13 protein-coding genes are annotated in these 18,119 nt (G+C 75.3%); 4 read left to right on the top strand and 9 right to left on the bottom strand.

The window, feature by feature from the left end:
• Positions 1–216: 216 nt before the first annotated feature.
• Positions 217–1,641 (top strand): type I glutamate--ammonia ligase, encoded by a 1,425-nt coding sequence (gene glnA, locus AB0F68_RS12140; protein WP_357335673.1) that lies wholly within the window; start codon positions 217–219, stop codon positions 1,639–1,641.
• A gap of 86 nt (positions 1,642–1,727) precedes the next feature.
• Here the strand turns inward: glnA and mptB (AB0F68_RS12145) are convergent, their stop codons facing one another.
• Both mptB (AB0F68_RS12145) and mptB (AB0F68_RS12150) read right to left on the bottom strand, forming a co-directional pair.
• On the bottom strand, positions 1,728–3,218 hold the full coding sequence (gene mptB / locus AB0F68_RS12145; protein ID WP_357335675.1) for a polyprenol phosphomannose-dependent alpha 1,6 mannosyltransferase MptB: 1,491 nt from the start codon (positions 3,216–3,218) through the stop codon (positions 1,728–1,730).
• Between the two features lie 12 nt (positions 3,219–3,230).
• Positions 3,231–4,646, bottom strand: a complete 1,416-nt coding sequence (gene mptB / locus AB0F68_RS12150) for a polyprenol phosphomannose-dependent alpha 1,6 mannosyltransferase MptB (RefSeq protein ID WP_357335677.1) — start codon at positions 4,644–4,646, stop codon at positions 3,231–3,233.
• Between the two features lie 45 nt (positions 4,647–4,691).
• Here mptB (AB0F68_RS12150) and AB0F68_RS12155 point away from each other — a divergent pair, with 45 nt between their 5' ends.
• A complete protein-coding gene (locus AB0F68_RS12155; RefSeq protein WP_357335680.1) occupies positions 4,692–6,356 on the top strand; it encodes a hypothetical protein in 1,665 nt (554 codons plus the stop codon).
• A gap of 185 nt (positions 6,357–6,541) precedes the next feature.
• On the opposite strand, the gene AB0F68_RS12160 is transcribed toward AB0F68_RS12155, so the two are convergent.
• Positions 6,542–9,565 carry a bifunctional [glutamine synthetase] adenylyltransferase/[glutamine synthetase]-adenylyl-L-tyrosine phosphorylase gene (locus AB0F68_RS12160; protein ID WP_357335683.1) on the bottom strand — a complete coding sequence of 1,008 codons (3,024 nt, stop codon included), beginning with the start codon at positions 9,563–9,565 and terminating at the stop codon, positions 6,542–6,544.
• Between the two features lies 1 nt (position 9,566).
• Complete coding sequence (locus AB0F68_RS12165) at positions 9,567–10,334, bottom strand: type 1 glutamine amidotransferase (RefSeq protein ID WP_357335685.1); 768 nt, start codon at positions 10,332–10,334, stop codon at positions 9,567–9,569.
• A 65-nt stretch (positions 10,335–10,399) separates the two neighbouring features.
• Between AB0F68_RS12165 and AB0F68_RS12170 the strand changes: the two genes are divergently transcribed.
• Positions 10,400–11,329 (top strand): LD-carboxypeptidase, encoded by a 930-nt coding sequence (locus AB0F68_RS12170; RefSeq protein WP_357335687.1) that lies wholly within the window; start codon positions 10,400–10,402, stop codon positions 11,327–11,329.
• Positions 11,330–11,411: 82 nt separating this feature from the next.
• On the opposite strand, the gene AB0F68_RS12175 is transcribed toward AB0F68_RS12170, so the two are convergent.
• Positions 11,412–12,296 (bottom strand): virginiamycin B lyase, encoded by an 885-nt coding sequence (locus AB0F68_RS12175; RefSeq protein ID WP_357335690.1) that lies wholly within the window; start codon positions 12,294–12,296, stop codon positions 11,412–11,414.
• A gap of 183 nt (positions 12,297–12,479) precedes the next feature.
• Here AB0F68_RS12175 and AB0F68_RS12180 point away from each other — a divergent pair, with 183 nt between their 5' ends.
• The gene (locus tag AB0F68_RS12180; RefSeq protein WP_357335692.1) at positions 12,480–12,953 is read left to right on the top strand and encodes a hypothetical protein; all 474 of its coding nucleotides are present in this window, start codon (positions 12,480–12,482) and stop codon (positions 12,951–12,953) included.
• A 135-nt stretch (positions 12,954–13,088) separates the two neighbouring features.
• Here AB0F68_RS12180 and AB0F68_RS12185 read toward each other — a convergent pair whose 3' ends face one another.
• From AB0F68_RS12185 to AB0F68_RS12200, 4 genes are all read right to left on the bottom strand, one after another.
• A complete protein-coding gene (locus AB0F68_RS12185) occupies positions 13,089–13,460 on the bottom strand; it encodes a VOC family protein (protein ID WP_357335694.1) in 372 nt (123 codons plus the stop codon).
• 41 nt (positions 13,461–13,501) lie between these two features.
• A complete protein-coding gene (locus AB0F68_RS12190) occupies positions 13,502–16,852 on the bottom strand; it encodes a hypothetical protein (protein ID WP_357335696.1) in 3,351 nt (1,116 codons plus the stop codon).
• A 70-nt stretch (positions 16,853–16,922) separates the two neighbouring features.
• Positions 16,923–17,615 carry a WYL domain-containing protein gene (locus tag AB0F68_RS12195; RefSeq protein ID WP_357335699.1) on the bottom strand — a complete coding sequence of 231 codons (693 nt, stop codon included), beginning with the start codon at positions 17,613–17,615 and terminating at the stop codon, positions 16,923–16,925.
• 31 nt (positions 17,616–17,646) lie between these two features.
• Positions 17,647–18,072 (bottom strand): DUF350 domain-containing protein, encoded by a 426-nt coding sequence (locus tag AB0F68_RS12200; RefSeq protein WP_357335701.1) that lies wholly within the window; start codon positions 18,070–18,072, stop codon positions 17,647–17,649.
• Positions 18,073–18,119 lie beyond the last annotated feature (47 nt).

Raw genomic sequence — 18,119 nt, forward strand, 5'->3', positions numbered from 1 at the left:
TGAGCGCCAGGCGGGGAACAGGACCAAAGCCATCAATCAGCGCCAGACCGGCGCAACGGGTATCGTCCCACTGGAGAGCCGGAGGCGGCTGAGCGGCCGGGATGACGCTCCGCGAGGGACGTAACACGGCGGAAACAGAGGAGACACGGCCGGGCAACCCCACGGCCATAGCGTCGCCAGGTAGCCAGCCCCGGAGTGGACCTGCCAGGAGGACGTGTGTTCGCCAATCCCGAGGAACTCCTGCGATACCTCAAGAACGAGGACGTGAAGTTCGTCGACGTACGTTTCTGTGACCTGCCCGGCGTGATGCAGCACTTCAACCTGCCGGTCGAGTCCTTCGACGACAGCGTCTTCACCGACGGCCTCGCGTTCGACGGTTCGTCGATCCGTGGCTTCCAGGCGATCCACGAGTCGGACATGCTCCTGCTCCCGGACGTCGCGACCGCCTTCATCGACCCGTTCCGCACGCAGAAGACCCTGGCGCTGAACTTCTTCATCCACGACCCGTTCACCCGCGAGGCCTACTCGCGTGACCCGCGGAACGTGGCGAAGAAGGCCGAGGCGTTCCTGGCCGCGAGCGGCATCGCCGACACCGCGTACTTCGGCGCCGAGGCGGAGTTCTACATCTTCGACTCGATCCGCCACGAGACCTCCGCCCACCAGTCGTACTACTACATCGACTCGATCGAGGGCGCCTGGAACTCCGGCCGTGAGGAGGAGGGCGGCAACCGCGGCTACAAGACCGCCTACAAGGGCGGCTACTTCCCGGTGCCGCCGGTGGACCACTACGCCGACCTGCGCGACAGCATGGTCCGCCGCCTGATCGACGCCGGCTTCACGGTCGAGCGCTCGCACCACGAGGTCGGCACCGCCGGGCAGTCGGAGATCAACTACAGGTTCTCCACCCTGCTGCAGTCCGCCGACCAGCTCCAGCTCTTCAAGTACCTGATCAAGAACGAGGCCTGGGCCGCCGGCAAGACCGCCACCTTCATGCCGAAACCGCTCTTCGGCGACAACGGCTCCGGCATGCACACCCACCAGAGCCTCTGGCTGAACGGCGAGCCGCTGTTCTACGACGAGACCGGCTACGCCGGCCTCTCCGACACCGCCCGCTGGTACATCGGCGGCCTGCTGCACCACGCGCCGTCGCTGCTGGCCTTCACCAACCCGACGATCAACTCCTACCGCCGGCTGGTGCCGGGCTTCGAGGCGCCGGTCAACCTGGTCTACTCGCAGCGCAACCGCTCCGCCTGCACCCGGATCCCGGTCACCGGCAGCAACCCGAAGGCCAAGCGCGTCGAGTTCCGGGTGCCGGACCCGTCCAGCAACCCGTACCTGGCCTTCTCCGCCATGATGATGGCCGGCCTGGACGGCATCAAGAACAAGATCGAGCCGCCGGCGCCGATCGACAAGGACCTGTACGACCTGCCCCCGGAGGAGTGGGGCGACGTCAAGCAGGTCCCGGGCTCCCTGCCCGCCGTGCTCGACGCCCTCGAGGCCGACCACGACTACCTGCTCGACGGCGGCGTCTTCACGCCGGACCTGATCTCCACCTGGGTGTCGTGGAAGCGGGCCAACGAGGTCGACCCGGTGCGCCTGCGCCCGACCCCGCACGAGTTCGCCATGTACTTCGACTGCTGAGCGCCTCGGCGCGACACACTCCACAGCACCGGCCGGGCCGGCTCTGCGACAGCGGGGCCGGCCCGGCCGGTTTCGCGCGCACGCCGTCAGCGGGCGCGGCGGGCCCGGATCGCGGCCACCCCGACCGCCACCACCAGCGCGGTCATCAGGATCGCCCCCGGCGCCTTGGTGAAGCGGGCCAGGTTGCTGCCGTCCGGCAGGGTGAGCACCGCGGCCACCGCGCAGGGCGCCACGAACCACACCGTCCGCGCCACCGCGACGGACGCCACCGCGAGCAGGGCCAGCGGCCAGGTCGCGTACCAGGAGTGGAAGACCGGGGCGAGCAGCACGGTGGCGGCCAGCGCCAGACCCGCCCCGGCCAGGGCCACCCGGGGCCCGGCGGCGGCCGGCCCGGCCGCGCGCTGCCGGACGTCGCCCAGCCGGCGCAGCGCCGCCCAGGCCCGCCACCAGAGCACCACCAGCAGCACCGCGAGCACGGCCAGCGCGACCGCCCGGACCACCGGCACGGCATCCGGCTCCCGGCCGGCCAGGGCGCCCGCGTAGTCGACCACCAGACCCACCGCGGTCGGCGGCGACGTCCACTGCTCCGAGTCGCCGCTGTGGGCCAGGCCACGCACCCAGCCCGGGCCCAGCCCGGTGGCCAGGCTGGCGACCACCAGCGTGGCCAGCACTCCCCCGGCCAGCCAACCGCCGTCGCGCAGCAGCGCACGCCAGGTGTGGCGGCCCGGCACCGCGACCAGGGCCGCGAACGGGAGCACCACCACGGCGACCGCCTTCACCGCCACCGCCAGCCCGAGCAGCACCCCGGCGAGGACCAGCGCCCGCGGCCGGCCGGGCCGGCGGACCAGCACCAGCAGGCCGGACAGCAGCAGCCCGAGGCCGACCGCGTCGTTGTGCGCGCCGGCCACCAGGTGCACCCCGACCAGCGGGCAGGCCAGCGCCAGCCAGGCCGCCCGCCGGGTCGGCACCCCGACGGCCCGGGCCAGCCCGGGCAGGCAGACCGCGGCCAGCAGCACCCCGGCCACGGCCACCACCCGCAGCAGCGCGATCACGCCGGCCAGGCCGCCGCCGAGCAGCACGGCCAGGCCGGCCAGCAGCACGAAGAACGGCCCGTACGGCGCCGGGGTGTCCCGCCAGATCGGCGGCACGCTCTCCGCCCACGGGCAGCCGGCCGCCACCACCCCGACCCGGTACGGATCGACCCCGTGCGACCAGGACCAGCCCTGGCAGGCGTACGAGTAGACGTCCCGGCTACCCAGCGGCGGCGCGGCCAGCAGCGGCAGCAGCCAGAGCCCGGCGGTCAGGTACGCCCACCGACCCGACGGGGCGCCCCAGCGCAGCGACCACCAGGCCCCGACCAGCAGCACCGTGCCGACCAGCCAGCAGCCGAGCACCACCGGCCCGTGCGGGGCCCGCCAGGCGTCGGCGAGGCTGGTCACGGCGGGGGTGTCGGGCAGCGCGCCACCGAGCCAGCCGGCGACGGTCAGCAGCACCGCGCCGGCGAGTCCGGCGTACCGGGCGAGCGCGGGGGCCACCGGGCGGACCGGTCCGTCGGGCACCGCGCCGGGCTCGCTCACCGGCACCTCTCCTCAGTCGGCTCCTCGCTCGGCGGGGACCGGCCGGCGGGCCGCCCGAGCCGAACGTACCAACCGGACCACCACCACGATCACCAACAGCGTCATGAGCGGCGCGCCCGGCATCTTGCTCCACCGGGGCAGGCCGGTGCCGTCGGCCAGGACCAGGAACGCCGACACCAGCGCCACCAGCGCGAACCACCCGGTCCGGCGGGCGGTGGCGGCGAGCACGGTGAGGGGCCACATCCAGTACCAGGGGTGGAACAGCGGCGAGAGCGCGACCGTCGCGGTCAGCGCCAGGCCGGCATGCCAGAAGGGCTCCCCGCGGCGCAGCGCCCGGAACCAGAGCCAGACCAGCAGCGCCACCAGCACCAGCACGGCGATCCCCCGGGTGACCGGCAGCGCGTCGACATGCGCCCCGAAGATCGCCGCGACGTACCCGGCGGTCTGCCCGACCGCGGTGGGCGGTGAGGTCCAGGCCACGACCAGTCCGCCCTGTTCGAGGCCGCTGATGAAGCCGAAGTTGAGGCCCGCGGCGAGGGTCACGGCGACCACGGTGGCCACCGCCGCGCCGACCACCCACGCGCCGTCGCGGACCAGCGACCGGATCCGGTACGGCCCGACGATCGCGGCCAGCGCGGCGAACGGCACCACGACCAGCGCGGTGACCTTGACGGCGGCGGCCAGGCCGAGCAGCAGCCCACCGGCGAGCAGCGGCAGCGGCCGGCCCGGCCGGGCCGCCACCACGGCCAGCCCGGCGACGAGCAGGCCCACCATGAGCGCGTCGTTGTGCGCCCCGGAGACCAGGTGCACGGGCACCAGCGGGCAGGCCAGCGCCAGCCAGAGCGCCCGCTGCGGCGGCACCCCGCAGCGGCGGGCCAGCACCGGCAGGGCCCAGGCGGTCAGCGCCAGACCGGCCACCGCGAGCAGCCGGAACAGCGCCACGCTGCCGGCCAGCGACCCGGCGACCGAGACGATCGCCCCGGAGAGCACCACGAAGAGCGGCCCGTACGGGGCCGGGGTGTCCCGCCAGATGTAGGAGATGGTGTCCAGCCAGGGGCAGGGCAGCGCGGACACGCCCTGCTCGTAGGGGTTGATCCCGGCCGACCAGCTGGCACCCTGGCAGGCGTAGGCGTAGGCGTCCCGGCTGCCCAGCGGCGGGGTGAACAGCATCGGCAGCAGCCAGAGCGCGACCGTGACGAGCACCCAGCGGGTCGACGGCGCCCGGTCGCGCAGCGACCACCAGGCCCCGGCCAGCAGGGCGGTGCCGACCAGCCAGAGACCGATGGTCAGGGGCCCGTTCGGGCCCTGCCAGATGCTGACCGGGGTGGGGCGCAGGTCTGCGTGCGGCAGCGCGCCGCCGACATAGGCGGCCACGGCGAGCAGCACCGAGCCCGCCAGGCCGATCCAGCGCGAGAGGTGGTGAGGCACGCCGGACATGCTGCCAGTACGGTGGGTCGCGATCAGGAGGTGGGCATGCGGGGCGGTCGGGTGGTGGCGGTGTCCGCCGCGTCCGCGCTGGTCCTCGCCGTGCTGTATCTCACCCTGCCGGCCACCGGCTCGGACCTGTCCGCCCAGGTGGCCCGGGCCGGCTTCTTCGCCGAACACGGGCCCGCCCTGGTCGACCTGCGCTGGTACGGCGGTGTCCACCCGTGGGGCTACAGCCTGGTGTCGCCGCCGCTGATGGCGCTGCTCGGGGTCCGTCCCACCGGCGCGCTCACGCTGCTCGCCTCGGCCACCGCGTTCGCCGCCCTGCTGGTCCGGACCCGGATGCCCCGGCCCCTGCTGGGCAGCCTGGTCGGGGTGCTGACGATCGCCGGCAACCTGGTCTCCGGCCGGGTGACATACGCCCTCGGGGTCGCCTTCGGCCTGGCCGCGCTGCTCGCCCTGGCCTGGCCGGGGGCGGCCGGCCGCGCCCGGTGGTCGCGCGCCGTGCTCGCCGGCCTGGCGGCCCTGCTCGCCTCGGCGGCCAGCCCGGTGGCCGGGCTCTTCGTCGGCCTGGCCGGCGTCGCCCTGCTGCTCACCCGCCGGTACGCCGACGGCCTGCTGCTCGCCGTGCCCGCCGCCGCGCCCCTCGCGGTGACCGGGTTGCTCTTCGGCGAGGGCGGCTGGATGAACATCAGCCACGCCGACGCCCTGCACGCGGTGGTGACCAGCCTGCTGGTGGCCGCGCTGGTCGCCTACCGGCCGGTGCGGGCCGGGGCGCTGCTGTCGGCGGCCGGGGTGCTCGCTGCGGCGCTGCTGCACACCCCGGTCGGCCTGAACGCCACCCGACTGGTGGTGATGTTCGCGCTGCCCGTGCTGGCCGCCGCCGCGACGCTCCCCCGCCGGCTGACCGACCGCCTGCCGAACCGCACGCCCGCCCGACCCCCCGCGGGCGAGCCCGCTCCGCCGTCCCTGACCGGCCCGGAGCCGCCGTCGGCGGGGAAGCCGGCTCGGCCGAGGGCGGTGCGGCGGCGGGTGGCCGGGGCGGTGGCCCTGGCGGCGGTCTGCTGGTGGCAGCCGCCGGTGGTCGTCGCCGACCTGGCCAGCGCGGACGATCCGACGGCCGAGGCGGCGTACTTCGCGCCGCTGGGCGCCGAACTGGACCGGCGCGGGCTCACCGGACGGGTGGAGGTGCCGCCGACCCGCAACTACTGGGAGGCCGCCCACCTCGGCGAGGTGCCGCTGGCCCGGGGCTGGCTGCGCCAGGCCGACATCGCCCGCAATCCGCTCTTCTTCGCCACCGTCCCGGGCGCGTCCGGCACCCGCGTCCCACTGACCGCGGACAGCTACCGCACCTGGCTGACCGAGAACGCGGTGCAGTACGTCGCCGTGCCCGACGTCGAGCTGTCCTGGGTGGGACGGCCGGAGGGCGACCTGGTCCGGGCCGGCCTGCCGTACCTCACCGAGGTCTGGTCGGACCGGCACTGGCGGCTCTACGCGGTCGCCGACCCGACCCCGCTGGTCGGCTCCCCCGGGGAGCTGGTCCGCCAGGACGCCGCCACGGTGACCTTCCGGGCCCCCGGCCCCGGCCCGGTGCCGCTGCGGGTCCGCCACGACCGCTGGCTGACCGTCACCGGCGGCGCCACCCTCGCCCCGGCCGGCGACTGGACGACGGTGACCGTCCCGCGCGCCGGCACCTACACCCTCGGCGGCTGACCCGGGCTGCCCCCCGTGAGCCGCTACGAACTTGATGACGTGGACGACTCGTCCGACCTTGATGGTGTGGACGACTCATCCGATCCGCGGCCCAAGGGTCGTGGATGAATCACCTGCGTCATCAAGTTCCTAGCCGTCGACGAGGAGGCGGGCGACCCGGCCGGCACCGGAAAATGCCTTCCGCACTAGGCCGGGGCGTCGAGGACTCGCTCCATGGCGGCCCGGGAGCGGCGGCCGGCGCGCAGGTACTCGTCGAGGAACTCGCCCGGATCGTCCCCGCCGAGCAGCCGCACCACGCCGGCCAGCTCCACCCCGTGTCGTGGCAGCTGGTCGCCGGCCCGGCCGCGGACCAGCATCAGCGCGTTGCGTACCTGCGCGGCGAGCGTCCAACCGGCCGCCATCTCGGCCGCGTCGTCGGGATCCACCAGCCCGGCGTCCCGGGCCGCCGCCAGGGCGGCGAGGGTGCCCGTGCCGCGCAGCGCGGCCAGCCGGCCGGCGTGCCGGAGCTGGAGCAGCTGCACCGCCCACTCCACGTCGGCGAGCCCGCCGCGCCCCAGCTTGGTGTGGGTGGCCGGGTCGGCGCCCCGGGGCAGCCGCTCGGTCTCCACCCGGGCCTTGATCCGGCGGATCTCCACCACCTGCTCGCGGGTCAGCCCGTCGGCCGGGTACCGCACCGGGTCGACCATCGCCTCGAACTCGGCGCCCAGATCGGCGTCGCCGCAGACGAACCGGGCCCGCAGCAGCGCCTGCGCCTCCCACACCTTCGACCAGCGGGCGTAGTACTGGGCGTACGCGGCGAGGCTGCGCACCAGGGGGCCCTGCCGGCCCTCGGGGCGCAGGTCGGCGTCGACCCCGAGCGGCGGGTCGGGGGCCGGCGCGGAGAGCAGCCGGCGCAGCTCCTCGGCGATGGCGTGCGCGGCGGCAGCGGTGGCCCCCTCGTCCGCGCCGGACGGCGGGTCGTAGACGAAGAGCACGTCGGCGTCGGAGAGGTAGTTGGACTCGCACCCGCCCAGCCGGCCCATGCCGATCACGGCGAAGCGCAGGCCAGGCGGGCCGGGCTGGGCGGCCCGGGCGGTACGCAACGCGGCGGCCAGGGTGGCGTCGGCGACGTCGGAGAGGGCGCGGCCGACCGCGCCCACGTCCGCCAGGGTGGGCACCCGCCCACCGCCGTCCGCCGTCCGCGGAGTGAGCGGGGCGAGCGCCCCGGCCCGGCTGAGCACGTCGGCGCAGGCGAGCCGGACCAGCTCGCGGCGGCGCAGCGCGCGGACCGCGCGGGTGGCCTCGACCGGGTCGTCGTGCCGGGCCGCGGCGGCGGTGAAGCCCTCGCCGAGCACCTCGCGCGGGCGCGGGGTCAGCTCAGTGTCCTCGGCCAGCAGCCGCAGCGCCTCCGGCTCGCGGGCCAGCAGGTCGGCGGCGTACCGGGAGGAGGAGAGCACCCGGGCCAGCCGGCGGGCCACCGGGCCGGAGTCGCGCAGCAGCCGCAGGTACCAGGGCGTGCTGCCGAGCTTCTCGGAGACCTGCCGATAGTTGAGCAGCCCCCGGTCCGGCTCGGGCGCGTCGGCGAACTCGCTGAGCAGCACCGGCAGCAGGGTGCGCTGGATGGCGGCGGTGCGGCTCACCCCGCCGGTGAGCGCCTGGAGGTGACGCAGCGCCCCGGCCGGGTCGGCGAAGCCGAGAATCTCCAGCCGGTGGCGGGCCGCCTCCGGGGTCAGCCGCAGCCCCTCGGCCGGCACCCGGGCCACCGACTCCAGCAGCGGCCGGTAGAGCAGCTTGGCGTGCAGCCGGCGTACCTCGGTGGCGTGGGTGACCCACTCGGCGCGGAACTCCTCGACGGCGCTGCGGCCCGGGGTGGCCGCGTAGCCGAGCGCGGCGGCCAGCCAGCGCAGCGCGGCCGGCTCGGTCGGCACGGTGTGGGTGCGGCGCAGGCCCTGGAGCTGGAGCCGGTGCTCGACGCCGCGCAGGAAGCGGTAGCCGCGCAGCAGCGCCTCCCCGTCGGCACGGCCGACGTAGCCGCCGGTGACCAGGGCGCGCAGCGCCGGGATGGTGCCCGGCGCCCGCAACGACTCGTCGCCCCGGCCGTGCACGAGCTGGAGCAGCTGGACGGCGAACTCGATGTCGCGCAGCCCGCCCGGGCCGCGCTTGATCTCGCGTTCCAGCTCCTTCGGCGGGATGTTGTCGATGATCTTCCGGCGCATCGCCCGGACGTCCTCGACCGCCTCCGGCCGCTCCGCGGCGGTCCAGACCAGCGGAGCCAGCTCGTCGATCCACTCCCCGGCGAGCGCCAGGTCGCCGGCCGCCGGCCGGGCCTTGAGCAGCGCCTGGAACTCCCAGGTGCGGGCCCAGCGGCGGTAGTAGGCCAGGTGGCTGGCGAGGGTGCGGACCAGCGGCCCCCGGTTGCCCTCCGGACGCAGCGCGGCGTCGACCGGCCAGGCGACCAGCCCGCAGACGTGGATCAGCCGGGTGGCGACCAGCGTGGCGGCGCCCAGGTCCTCGTCGCCGGCGGCGACGAAGATGACGTCCACGTCGGAGACGTAGTTGAGCTCGTCGCCACCGCACTTGCCCATCGCCACCACGGCCAGGCGCGGCCGGGGCGTGCCCTCCGGCAGCTCCTCGACAGCGATGTCGTAGGCGGCGGCCAGGGTGGCGTCGGCTAGCCCGGAGAGCGCCGCCATGGTCTGCTCCAGGCCGCGCCCGCCGGTCAGGTCGGCCGCCGCGATCCGCAGCAGCGCCAACCGGTACGCCTGCCGCAGCACCGGGACCGGGCCGGTGGCGGCGGTCAGCCGGGCGGCGGCGGCCAGGTCGAGCCGGCCGTCGGCGCGGGGCGCCAGCCCGTCCGCCTCGGTGGCCAGCACGGCCCACTGGTGGGGGTTGGCCACCAGGTGGTCGCCGAGCGCCGAGGAGGCGCCGAGGACGGCGACCAGGCGGCGGAGCAGCCCCGGGTCGGCGGCGAGCGCGTCCAGCACCACCGGCTTCTCCGCGGTCCGCCGTTCCGCCTCGACGAGGCGGTGCAGCTGGCGCAGCGCCAGGTCCGGGTTGGCGGCCCGGGACAGCGCGGCGAGCAGCTCGCCGGCCGCCTCGTCTGTGGGCTCCTGCTCGTCGAGACGCCACAACCCGAGCCCGTCCGGACCGAGCAGGTCGGCGGCGCGCGCCCCGCCGTCGGCCTCGGCGAAGCCGTAGCGGGCCAGGCGCCCCCGGGTCGGTCGGGTCATCTCAGTGCCCGAGCAGCGGCAGGCTGGGGCGGACGGTGGCGTCGTCCAGCTCGCCGAGGGCGAGGGCGGCGAACCGGATGGCGAACGGCTGCCAGACCTCCTCCACGTCCGCCATCACCCGGTCGCAGGCCGCCACCACCAGCTCCGGGTCGTAGCCCAGCTCGGCCAGCAGCTCGGAGTCGCGGGCCCAGTCGGCGATCATCGCGGTGTCGCACTCGATGTGGAACTGCAGCCCCCAGGCCCGGTCGCCGAGGCGGAACGCCTGGTTCGGGTAGCGGGTCGAGGCGGCCAGCAGGGTGGCGCCGTGCGGCAGCTCGGTGATCTCGTCGGAGTGCCACTGGAGCACGTCCGGCATCAGCGGCACGTAGCGGAAGAGCGGGTCGGTGTCGGCGGCGTCCCGCTTGCCCACCACGGCCGGCCCGACCTCCGGCCCGGACGGGCTGCGCTCGACCTGCCCGGCGTGGGCCGAGGCCAGCAGCTGCCCGCCGAGGCACACCCCGAGGGTGGGGATCCGCTGCCGGACCGCCTTGCGCAGCAGCCCCTCCAGCGCCGGGAACCAGGGCGCGCCGGGGCTCCCGTCGGCCAGCGGGTAGGCCTGCTGCTCGCCGCCGAGCACCACCAGGGCGACGTACCCGTCGAGGTCGGCGGGAAGCTCGTCCCCGGCGTGCGGGCGCAGGACCCACAGGTCCAGGCCGCCCTCGGTGAGCCACTCACCCAGGCGGCGGAGGTCGTCGGTCGGGTCGTTCTCGATCACCAGCGCGGTCGCCACGACGTCGAGGCTATCCGGTACGCCCGGCGGCACCCGGTCCGGCTCGGCCGCACTAGGCTCCCGTCGTGCTCACCGACGACTGCCTGCGCCCGCCGGTCCTGCGCCCCGGCGACCAGGTGATGCTGGTCTCCCCCTCCGGCCCGACCCGCCCGGAGCGGGTGGCCCGCGGCATCGAACTGCTCACCGGCTGGGGGCTGCGCCCGGTGCCCGCGCCCAACGCGTACGCCCGCCAGGGCTACCTGGCCGGCGCCGACGAGCTGCGGGCCGCCGACCTGAACGCCGCGTTCGCCGACCCGGAGATCCGCGGGGTGATCTGCACCCGGGGCGGCTACGGCGCGCAGCGGGTGGTGGACCTGATCGACATGGCGGCGGTCCGCCGCGACCCGAAGGTGGTGGCCGGCTTCTCCGACATCACCGCGTTGCAGTTCGCGCTCTGGCGGGGCGCCCGGCTGGCCGGCGTGCACGGCCCCGGCGCGGCATGGCGGGACGAGCGCACCCCGCTCCGCTCCGCGGAGTCGCTGCACGCCGCGCTGATGACCACCGAGCCGGTGACCGTCGAGGCGGTGAAGGAGGAGGAGACGTACCCGGTCCGGGTGCCCGGGCGGGCGGAGGGGCGGCTGCTCGGCGGCAACCTGTGCCTGATCACCGCGTCGATCGGCACCCCGGACATGCCCGACCTGACCGGGGCGGTGCTGCTGGTCGAGGAGGTACAGGAACCGCCGTACAAGATCGACCGGATGCTCACCCACCTGCGCCGCTGCGGCGCTCTGGACGGGATCGCCGGGGTGGCGGTGGGCCAGTTCACGGAGTGCGCCGACGGCTGGGACACCACCGTCACCGACGTGCTCACCGAGCGCCTCGGCGACCTGGGCGTCCCCGTCCTGGGCGGCCTCCCCATCGGCCACGGCCCGGACCAACTGACCATCCCGGTCGGTACCCCCGCCGTCCTCGACGCCACCACCGGCACCCTCACGGTCTCCCCCGCCGTCCGCTGACCCCTGCCGGACCCCCGTCGATCATGAGGTTGGCGGCAGTTTGAAGATCCACCACTGCCGCCAACCTCATGATCACCGAGGGCTATGGGGTGAGGTGGGCTACGGCGCCGGTCTCCAGCGCGATCCAGACGGTGCCGTCGGGGGTCACCGTGAGGCCGTGGGGTTCGGAGCCGGGGGTGGGCAGGTCGTGTCCCGTGATGCGGCCCGCCTTGTCGATGTGGCCGATCCGGTTGGCGCCCCATTCGGTGAACCAGCAGCCGCCCGCCGGATCGGCGACGATCGCGTGCGGGCGGGCCGCCCGGTCCGGCAGCGGGAACTCGTCGATCCGGCCGTCCGGGGTGATCCGGCCGAGCTGACCGGCGGCGATCTCGACGAACCAGAGCGCCCCGTCGCCGCCCAGGGTGATGCCCACCGGTCCGGCCTCCTCGGTCGGCAGGGCGTGCAGGGTCACCCGGCCGTCCAGGGCGACCCGGGCGATCGCGTTCGCCTGGTTGAGGGTGAGCCAGAGCGCGCCGTCCGGCCCGGCGGCCAGCATCGACGGGAAGCCCTTGTCGACCGGCAGCGGGAAGGTGGTGACCGCCCCGTCGACGGTGACCCGGCCGACCGTGTCGTCGCCCATGCCGGCGTACCAGAGGGCGCCGTCCGGGCCGACGGCGAGCCCGCACGGCCCGGTCCCCGGCGGGAGCGCGACGGAACCGGTCTGCCCGTCCACGGTGATCCGGCCCAGCCGGTGGTCGCCGGAGCGGGTGTACCAGAGCGCGCCGTCCGGGCCGGCGGTGATGATCAGCGGCCGGCTCTCCGCCGGATCCGCGAGAAAGGTGCGCACCTCGCCGTCCGGCCCGACCCGGGCGACGCCACCCGTCCCGGCCAGCGTCAGCCAGAGCGCGCCGTCCGGGCCGGCGGTGATGCCGTACGGCCCCGAGCGTGGTTCCGGCAGCTCGATCTCGCGAATGGAGGGGTTCGTCATGCGGCTTCGCCTTCCGTCGGGTGACCGTCCCACCCTCCCGGCCACCGCGAGCCCTTCGCAACTGGTTTGTCCCGGTTCATGGATGCGATTGCCAGCGCGCTGACAGGTTCGCCACGGGTTGCACCCAGCTTTGCCGGTCACTGTCGGTGACGTCAACGCACCACCACCGAACAGGAGAACAGCATGATCCGCAGGATGTCGAGGAAGCACCTGCTGGCCGGCCTGGCCGCCGCCGGAGTGCTCGGCGTCGGGATCGCCGCCCCGACGGTGGCGCTCGCCGACGACAAGAGCCCGAGCCCGGCCCCGAGCGCCAGCACGAGCACAGACCAGGGCACCGACCGGCAGCAGCAGCGGGCCGACCGGCAGGCCGAGTTCGCCGAGGCGCTCGCCAAGGAACTGGGCGTCCCGACCGACAAGGTCACCGCGGCGCTGGAGAAGCTGCGCGAGCAGCGCCAGGCCGACCGGCCCGACCGGCCCGAGCGGCCGTCGACCGAGGACCGGCAGGCCGCGCTGAAGGAGCGGCTGGACCAGGCCGTCAAGGACGGCAAGCTCACCCAGGAGCAGGCCGACGCGGTGCTGAAGGCCGCCGAGGCCGGTGTCTTCCCGGGCCCGGGCGGTCACGGCCACCGCGGCGGCGGCGACCGGCCCGGCAACTGACCCGGGTGGCCCCGCCGACTCCTCACCGGCCGCACCTCCCTCCCGGCCGCGATCCGCTCCCCGGCGGGGCCACCCACTGACGCGCGTTCGGGTGCGTTTGTTGTCGTCCGGGCGACAACAAACGCACCCGAACGCTCATCCGGCGGCCGGTGGGGTGAAGACGCCGAGGTGATTGCCCGACGGGTCGAGCAGGCGGGCGAAGGTCAGCCCGCTCGGCGCGCTGCGGGGCGGGACCAGCACCTTGCCCCCGGCCGCCTCGGCCCGCCGGCAGGTCTCCGCCACGTCGGCGACCTCGGCGTAGAAGATCGCGTAGTTCGGGGAGTCGCCGTTGGTGGCGCGGATCGCGCCGCCGATCCCCCGCTCCCCGCCGGCCGCCGTCTGCCGGTACGACGCCCCCGGGCCGCCCTGCTCCTCGAAGGTCCAGCCGAACAGGTCGGCGTAGAAGCGCTCGACCTCCTCGGGGCGGTCGGAGCCGATCTCGAACCAGGTGACGGGCGTGCTGGACATGCTTCCTCCTGTGGCTCGCGCCGGCCGGTCGGCCGGCGTCGTCAGGAGTCAGCCTCGACGCCCTCCGCGACACCGTCCTGTCGGAGTTTCTCGGGCAGGTCGGCTGGATTCCTCACCAGCGGGCGCAGCCGCCGGGCGAGGTCCGGACGCCGGTCGCCGTAGCGCTCGTCGAACCCGGCGAACGCGGAGGCCCAGACCTGTGGCGCCAACATCCGCTGCTCGCGCAGGCGCAGCAGCACCTCCGCGGAGGCGTCGTCCAACCAGTCCGGGGCCAGCATCTGTGCGTCGTGGAGGTAATCGAGCACCTCGGCCAGGCGCAGGTCGGCCGCGTCCCCCGCGCCCAGCACCGCTCGCACGCACCGGAACAGGGCGGCGGACACCTCACGGTCCTCCAGCAGGTCGGTGTCGGCCGCCGACATCACCTCGGTGACCACGTCGGCGGACACCTCGCGGTCCCCTGCGATCCGGTCGAGCAGGAGCCGCAGGTACGCGGCCCGATCCCAGTCCGGTATCGGTCCCGCCAGGTCGTTCAGCAGGTGCACGCAGCGCAGGTACACGGCCATCCGCTCCTGCTGCGTCGCCGGGCGCAACGGCAGGAGCCAGGCCTCGACGAGCGCATGGGCCGCGGAGGGAAGGACGGCGTTTCCGACGTCGTGGAACGCGGCCAGCGCGGTCGGAAGCCGGTCGAACATCGGCTCCAGGGCATGCACGACCACGGCTGCGTCGGCGTCGCAGGTCAGGTGGGCGTTGCGCCGCAGTCTGGCGAGCATCTCCCGGGGCAGGCCGTAGGGTGTCCCCCGCAGCGACGACAGCCCCATGGACCAGAGCACGTCCAGGTCAGGTGGCGCGGCGAACTGGTCGTCCGTCCAGATCCGGACGTCCCGTCCCGCGCCCTCCCCGATGCGCTCGAGCGCCAGCAGGTCGGTCAGGCCCTGCCATTCCTCGGGGTCCAACTGGGCACGCCAGAGCCCGACCTGCGCCCGCCATTCGTCGACCACATCGGTCGCCTCCGGAAAGAGCATCCGCCCGGTCAACGGACCGCCGGCCACCAGGTTGAGCAGCAGCAGGTTGGCGCTGTAGACGGCGTAGCGGGCGGGAACCCGGAGGCGTCGGGGCGCGTAGCCGCCGAACCGGCGGGCAGCGGTGGCGTACGGAGCGGCCCGGAACAGCCGCAGCAGCAGCCGCGCCCAGCCGCTCCGGTAGGCATGGGCCCGGCCGGCCAGGCGCTCGTCGAGGAAGGCCAGCACGGTGGTCCGGGTGCTGAGCACGGTGTACGACAGCAGGGCGTGCAGCAGGTCGTCGTCGACCGGCTCGCCACCCCAGGACAGGCTGGCCGCGGAGTCCCGGGCCACCAGATCGTCCACCACCTCGGCGGTGAGCCGCGCGACCAGGTACTCGCCGAAGGTGGCGTGCAGGAACTCGTACGTCTCGCGACGCCGCTCCTCGTCGGCGGCGCGGGAGCGGTGGATGAAGAAGAACCGGCCTAGCACCACCTCGGCCGCCGCCAGCGGGGCGCGCAGCCCGTCCCGCTGACGCGTCGCCGATCCGCCGAGGGGCAGCGCGGCCAGGTCGGCGTCCAGCTCGGAGGCGCTGACCCACTGGGTGCCCCGGTTGAACATCGCGAACGCCACCACGGCGAGCCGGCGCAGCTCATCCTGGACCGCCCGGTCCAGCTCCGGCTCGGGCAGGCCGGCGCCCTGCTTGACCACCTCCCGCCACGCGAAGCGGCGCAGCAGCCGCTCGTACAGCTCGCCGCGGCGCAGCTCCCCGGCCTGGCGCAGGTCGTGCCCCTCGGCGTCGTAGAGGGCCAGCATCAACAGCAGCAGCGGCTGCTCCGCCAGCTCCCGATGGGACAGCACGGTGGCCGGGTCGAGCGGCCGGGCGCCCGGCGCCCGGAAGGCGGACGCGTTGACCCGGTTCCACGTCCGCACCCAGGCATCGACCCGCGCCTCGTCGAACGGTTCCAGCCGCACGGCCACCGTGCCGGGCGGCGGCTGCGCCCGGTCGGCCACGCTGGTCCGGCTGGTCACCACCACGGCCACCGGCCGGCCCTGGTCGGCCTCGCGGCGCTGGAAGCCGGCCACCCGGCGCAGGTAGTCGGTCTGGCTGACCCCGCTCGCCTGGAGCAGCTCGTCGAAGCCGTCCAGCAGCACCACCGGCAAGGCGTCGCCGGCCGATCGGGCCAGCGCCGGCCATTCGACGCGCTCGCCCGTGTCGTTGCGGACCGCCTGCTCGATCTGGTCCTGGAGGTCACCGGCCGCGTACACGTCGCGCAGCACCACTCGGACCACCAGGAAGTCGGCCGCCGGCAGCCGGGCGGCGACGATCCGGGTCAACACCGACTTGCCGGAGCCCGGCTGCCCCAGCACCAGCAGCGGCGCGCGGGTCGCGCCGGGCGTGGTGAGGTGCACGACGAGGGACTGCCAGAGGTCGTCCCGGACCGGCTGGTCGTCCCACCAGCTCTCGTCGGCCGGCCGGGCGTCCCGGTCCAGCTCGGCGATCCGGCAGAGCGGCGGCACGTACGCCTCGCCGAGCGTCGGGACGGTCAGCCCGGCCGGCACGTCGCCGGAGGTGATGATCGGCCGGCGCAGCTCGGCGGCGTACGCGGCGGCGAGACCGGCCCGCCGCCGGTCGGGCGCGCGCCCGGTGGAGAGGTCGGCCAGGGCCCGGTGCAGGTCGGCCAGGCCCAGCGACAGCCGGCGGACCTCCGCCCGGGTGGCCTCGTGCTCGTGCAGGCCGGCCCAGAAGGACACCTCGGGGAAGTCCACGGCGAGCCGGCCCAGCAGGTCCCGGTGCCGGTCGGCGGCGGCGGCCGGGAGGTCGGCCAGTGCCCGCTCGGTCGCCCGCCACCGCGCGTCGAAGAGCGTGTCGCCGACCGCCAGCCCACGGACGAAGGTGAGGAAGGCGGTGACCAGCCCCGCGTACCAGGCGACGAGAGCCGACCGCAGCGCGGGATAGGGCAGGTGCGGACCGGGCACCGGCGCCGCCGTGGCGAACAGGGCGGCGGTCAGGTCGTCGGCGGCGTGCCGGGCGCCGGCCAGGCCCAGCTGGTCGGACCGGCCGATGCGCAGATCGCCGACGGCGAACGGCAGCTCCAGCTCGCCCAGCGCCTCGAAGAAGGCGGTCACCGCGAGGACCCCGTGCGCCGCCTCCAGCCGCTGCGTACGCCCGTAGCGCGACAGCCCGGAGTGCTTCTCCGACAGGCCGCGCACCAGATCGTGGCCGAGCCGGACGAACTCCGCCCGCGCGTCGAAGATGCTCAGCAGCGCCGGCACCGGCACGGAGGCGGCCAGCAGCACGCCCCCGGTGAGCTTGTCGAACCAGTCGACGAACCGGCTCTTCTCCCCGCCGAGCAGGCGGACCGCGTCGGCGTAGCTGAGCGTGTCGGACACCCGCGCTCCTCCCCCAGGCACGGCCGGACCCGTCAGCATCCCGCATCCGCCCGGTGAACGCTGTCGGGTATCAGACCAGACTCAGTGGACGGACCCGCCCGGCCGGAATGTCCAGGTCCTCGGGGCGCAGCTCCCGGGTCACCGGCTCGGCCAGCGGACACACCGCGACGATCCGGTCGGTGCGAAAGCAGCGGAGCCCGTCGCGCAGCCGGCACCAGGCGACCAGGTACCAGTGCGTCGCGTTGCCCAGGTAGGCCAGCGGCTCCACATCCCGGGCCGAGGCGGCGCCGCCCCGGTCCGCGTAGCGCAGGCGGAGCACCCGGCGGGCGGCCACCGCGTCGGCGACGGCGGCCGGGACGGGGGTGTCCGGCCCGCCGCCGATCAGGTGCACCCGGCCGGCCAGCCGGTGCGCCTCGGCGGCGTCGGCGGGCGGCATCACCGCGACCAGCTTGCGCAGCGCCGCGCCGGCGGCCGGGGCGAACGGCGTGCCGCCCAGCCGGTGCAGCGCGACGGCCATCGCCACCGCCTCGCCCGGGGTCAGGTTGACCGGGGGCAGGGTGCGCGCCCGGTCGACCACGTAGCCACCGGTGCGGCCCGGCTCGGCCCAGATCGGCACCCCGGCGTCCTGCAACGCGGTGATGTCCCGCTCGATGGTGCGGGTGCTGACCTCGAAGCGCCCGGCCAGCCAGCGGGCGCTGCGCGGCCGCGGCGACACCGCCCGCAGCTCCTCCACCAGCGCGTAGAGACGGTCGGTGCGGTTCACGCCCGGAGGCTATGCCCCGGGTACGACAGGCTCAGGCGATGCAGGCGCAGACGATCAGCGCGGCGCCGAAGTGAGTGGCGGCGCTGACCCGGGCCGCCGGGTGCGGCTCGTCGGAGCAGATGATCTCGCCGAGTCTGCCCGGGGTGAGCAGGTCCAGCACGAGGAAGGCCAGCGCCATCACGAGCAGGCCGACCAGACCGAAGACCACCGTCGAGGCCAGCCCCTTGCCGAAGGAGCTGTAGCTGGTGAGGATCGCGGTGAAGACGATGCCGGCGATGCCGAGCTGGTTGGCGGCGAGCAGCAGCGCGGCGTTGCCGTTGCGGCGCACCCAGATCAGCTCCCGCAGCCGGCCCGGGGTGAGCAGGTCGACCAGCAGGAAGCCGGCGGCCATCAGCGCCACCCCGACGACCCCGAACACGATGCTCTGCCAGGCCCCGCTGAGCAGCTCCTCCAGCACCGAACGCCTCCCCGGGCTCCGCGCCGCCCGACGCGATGCCGGGGCGG

Origin of the sequence: Micromonospora sp. NPDC023966 (assembly GCF_040639095.1) — a bacterium.
Taxonomy (GTDB): Bacteria; Actinomycetota; Actinomycetes; order Mycobacteriales; family Micromonosporaceae; genus Micromonospora.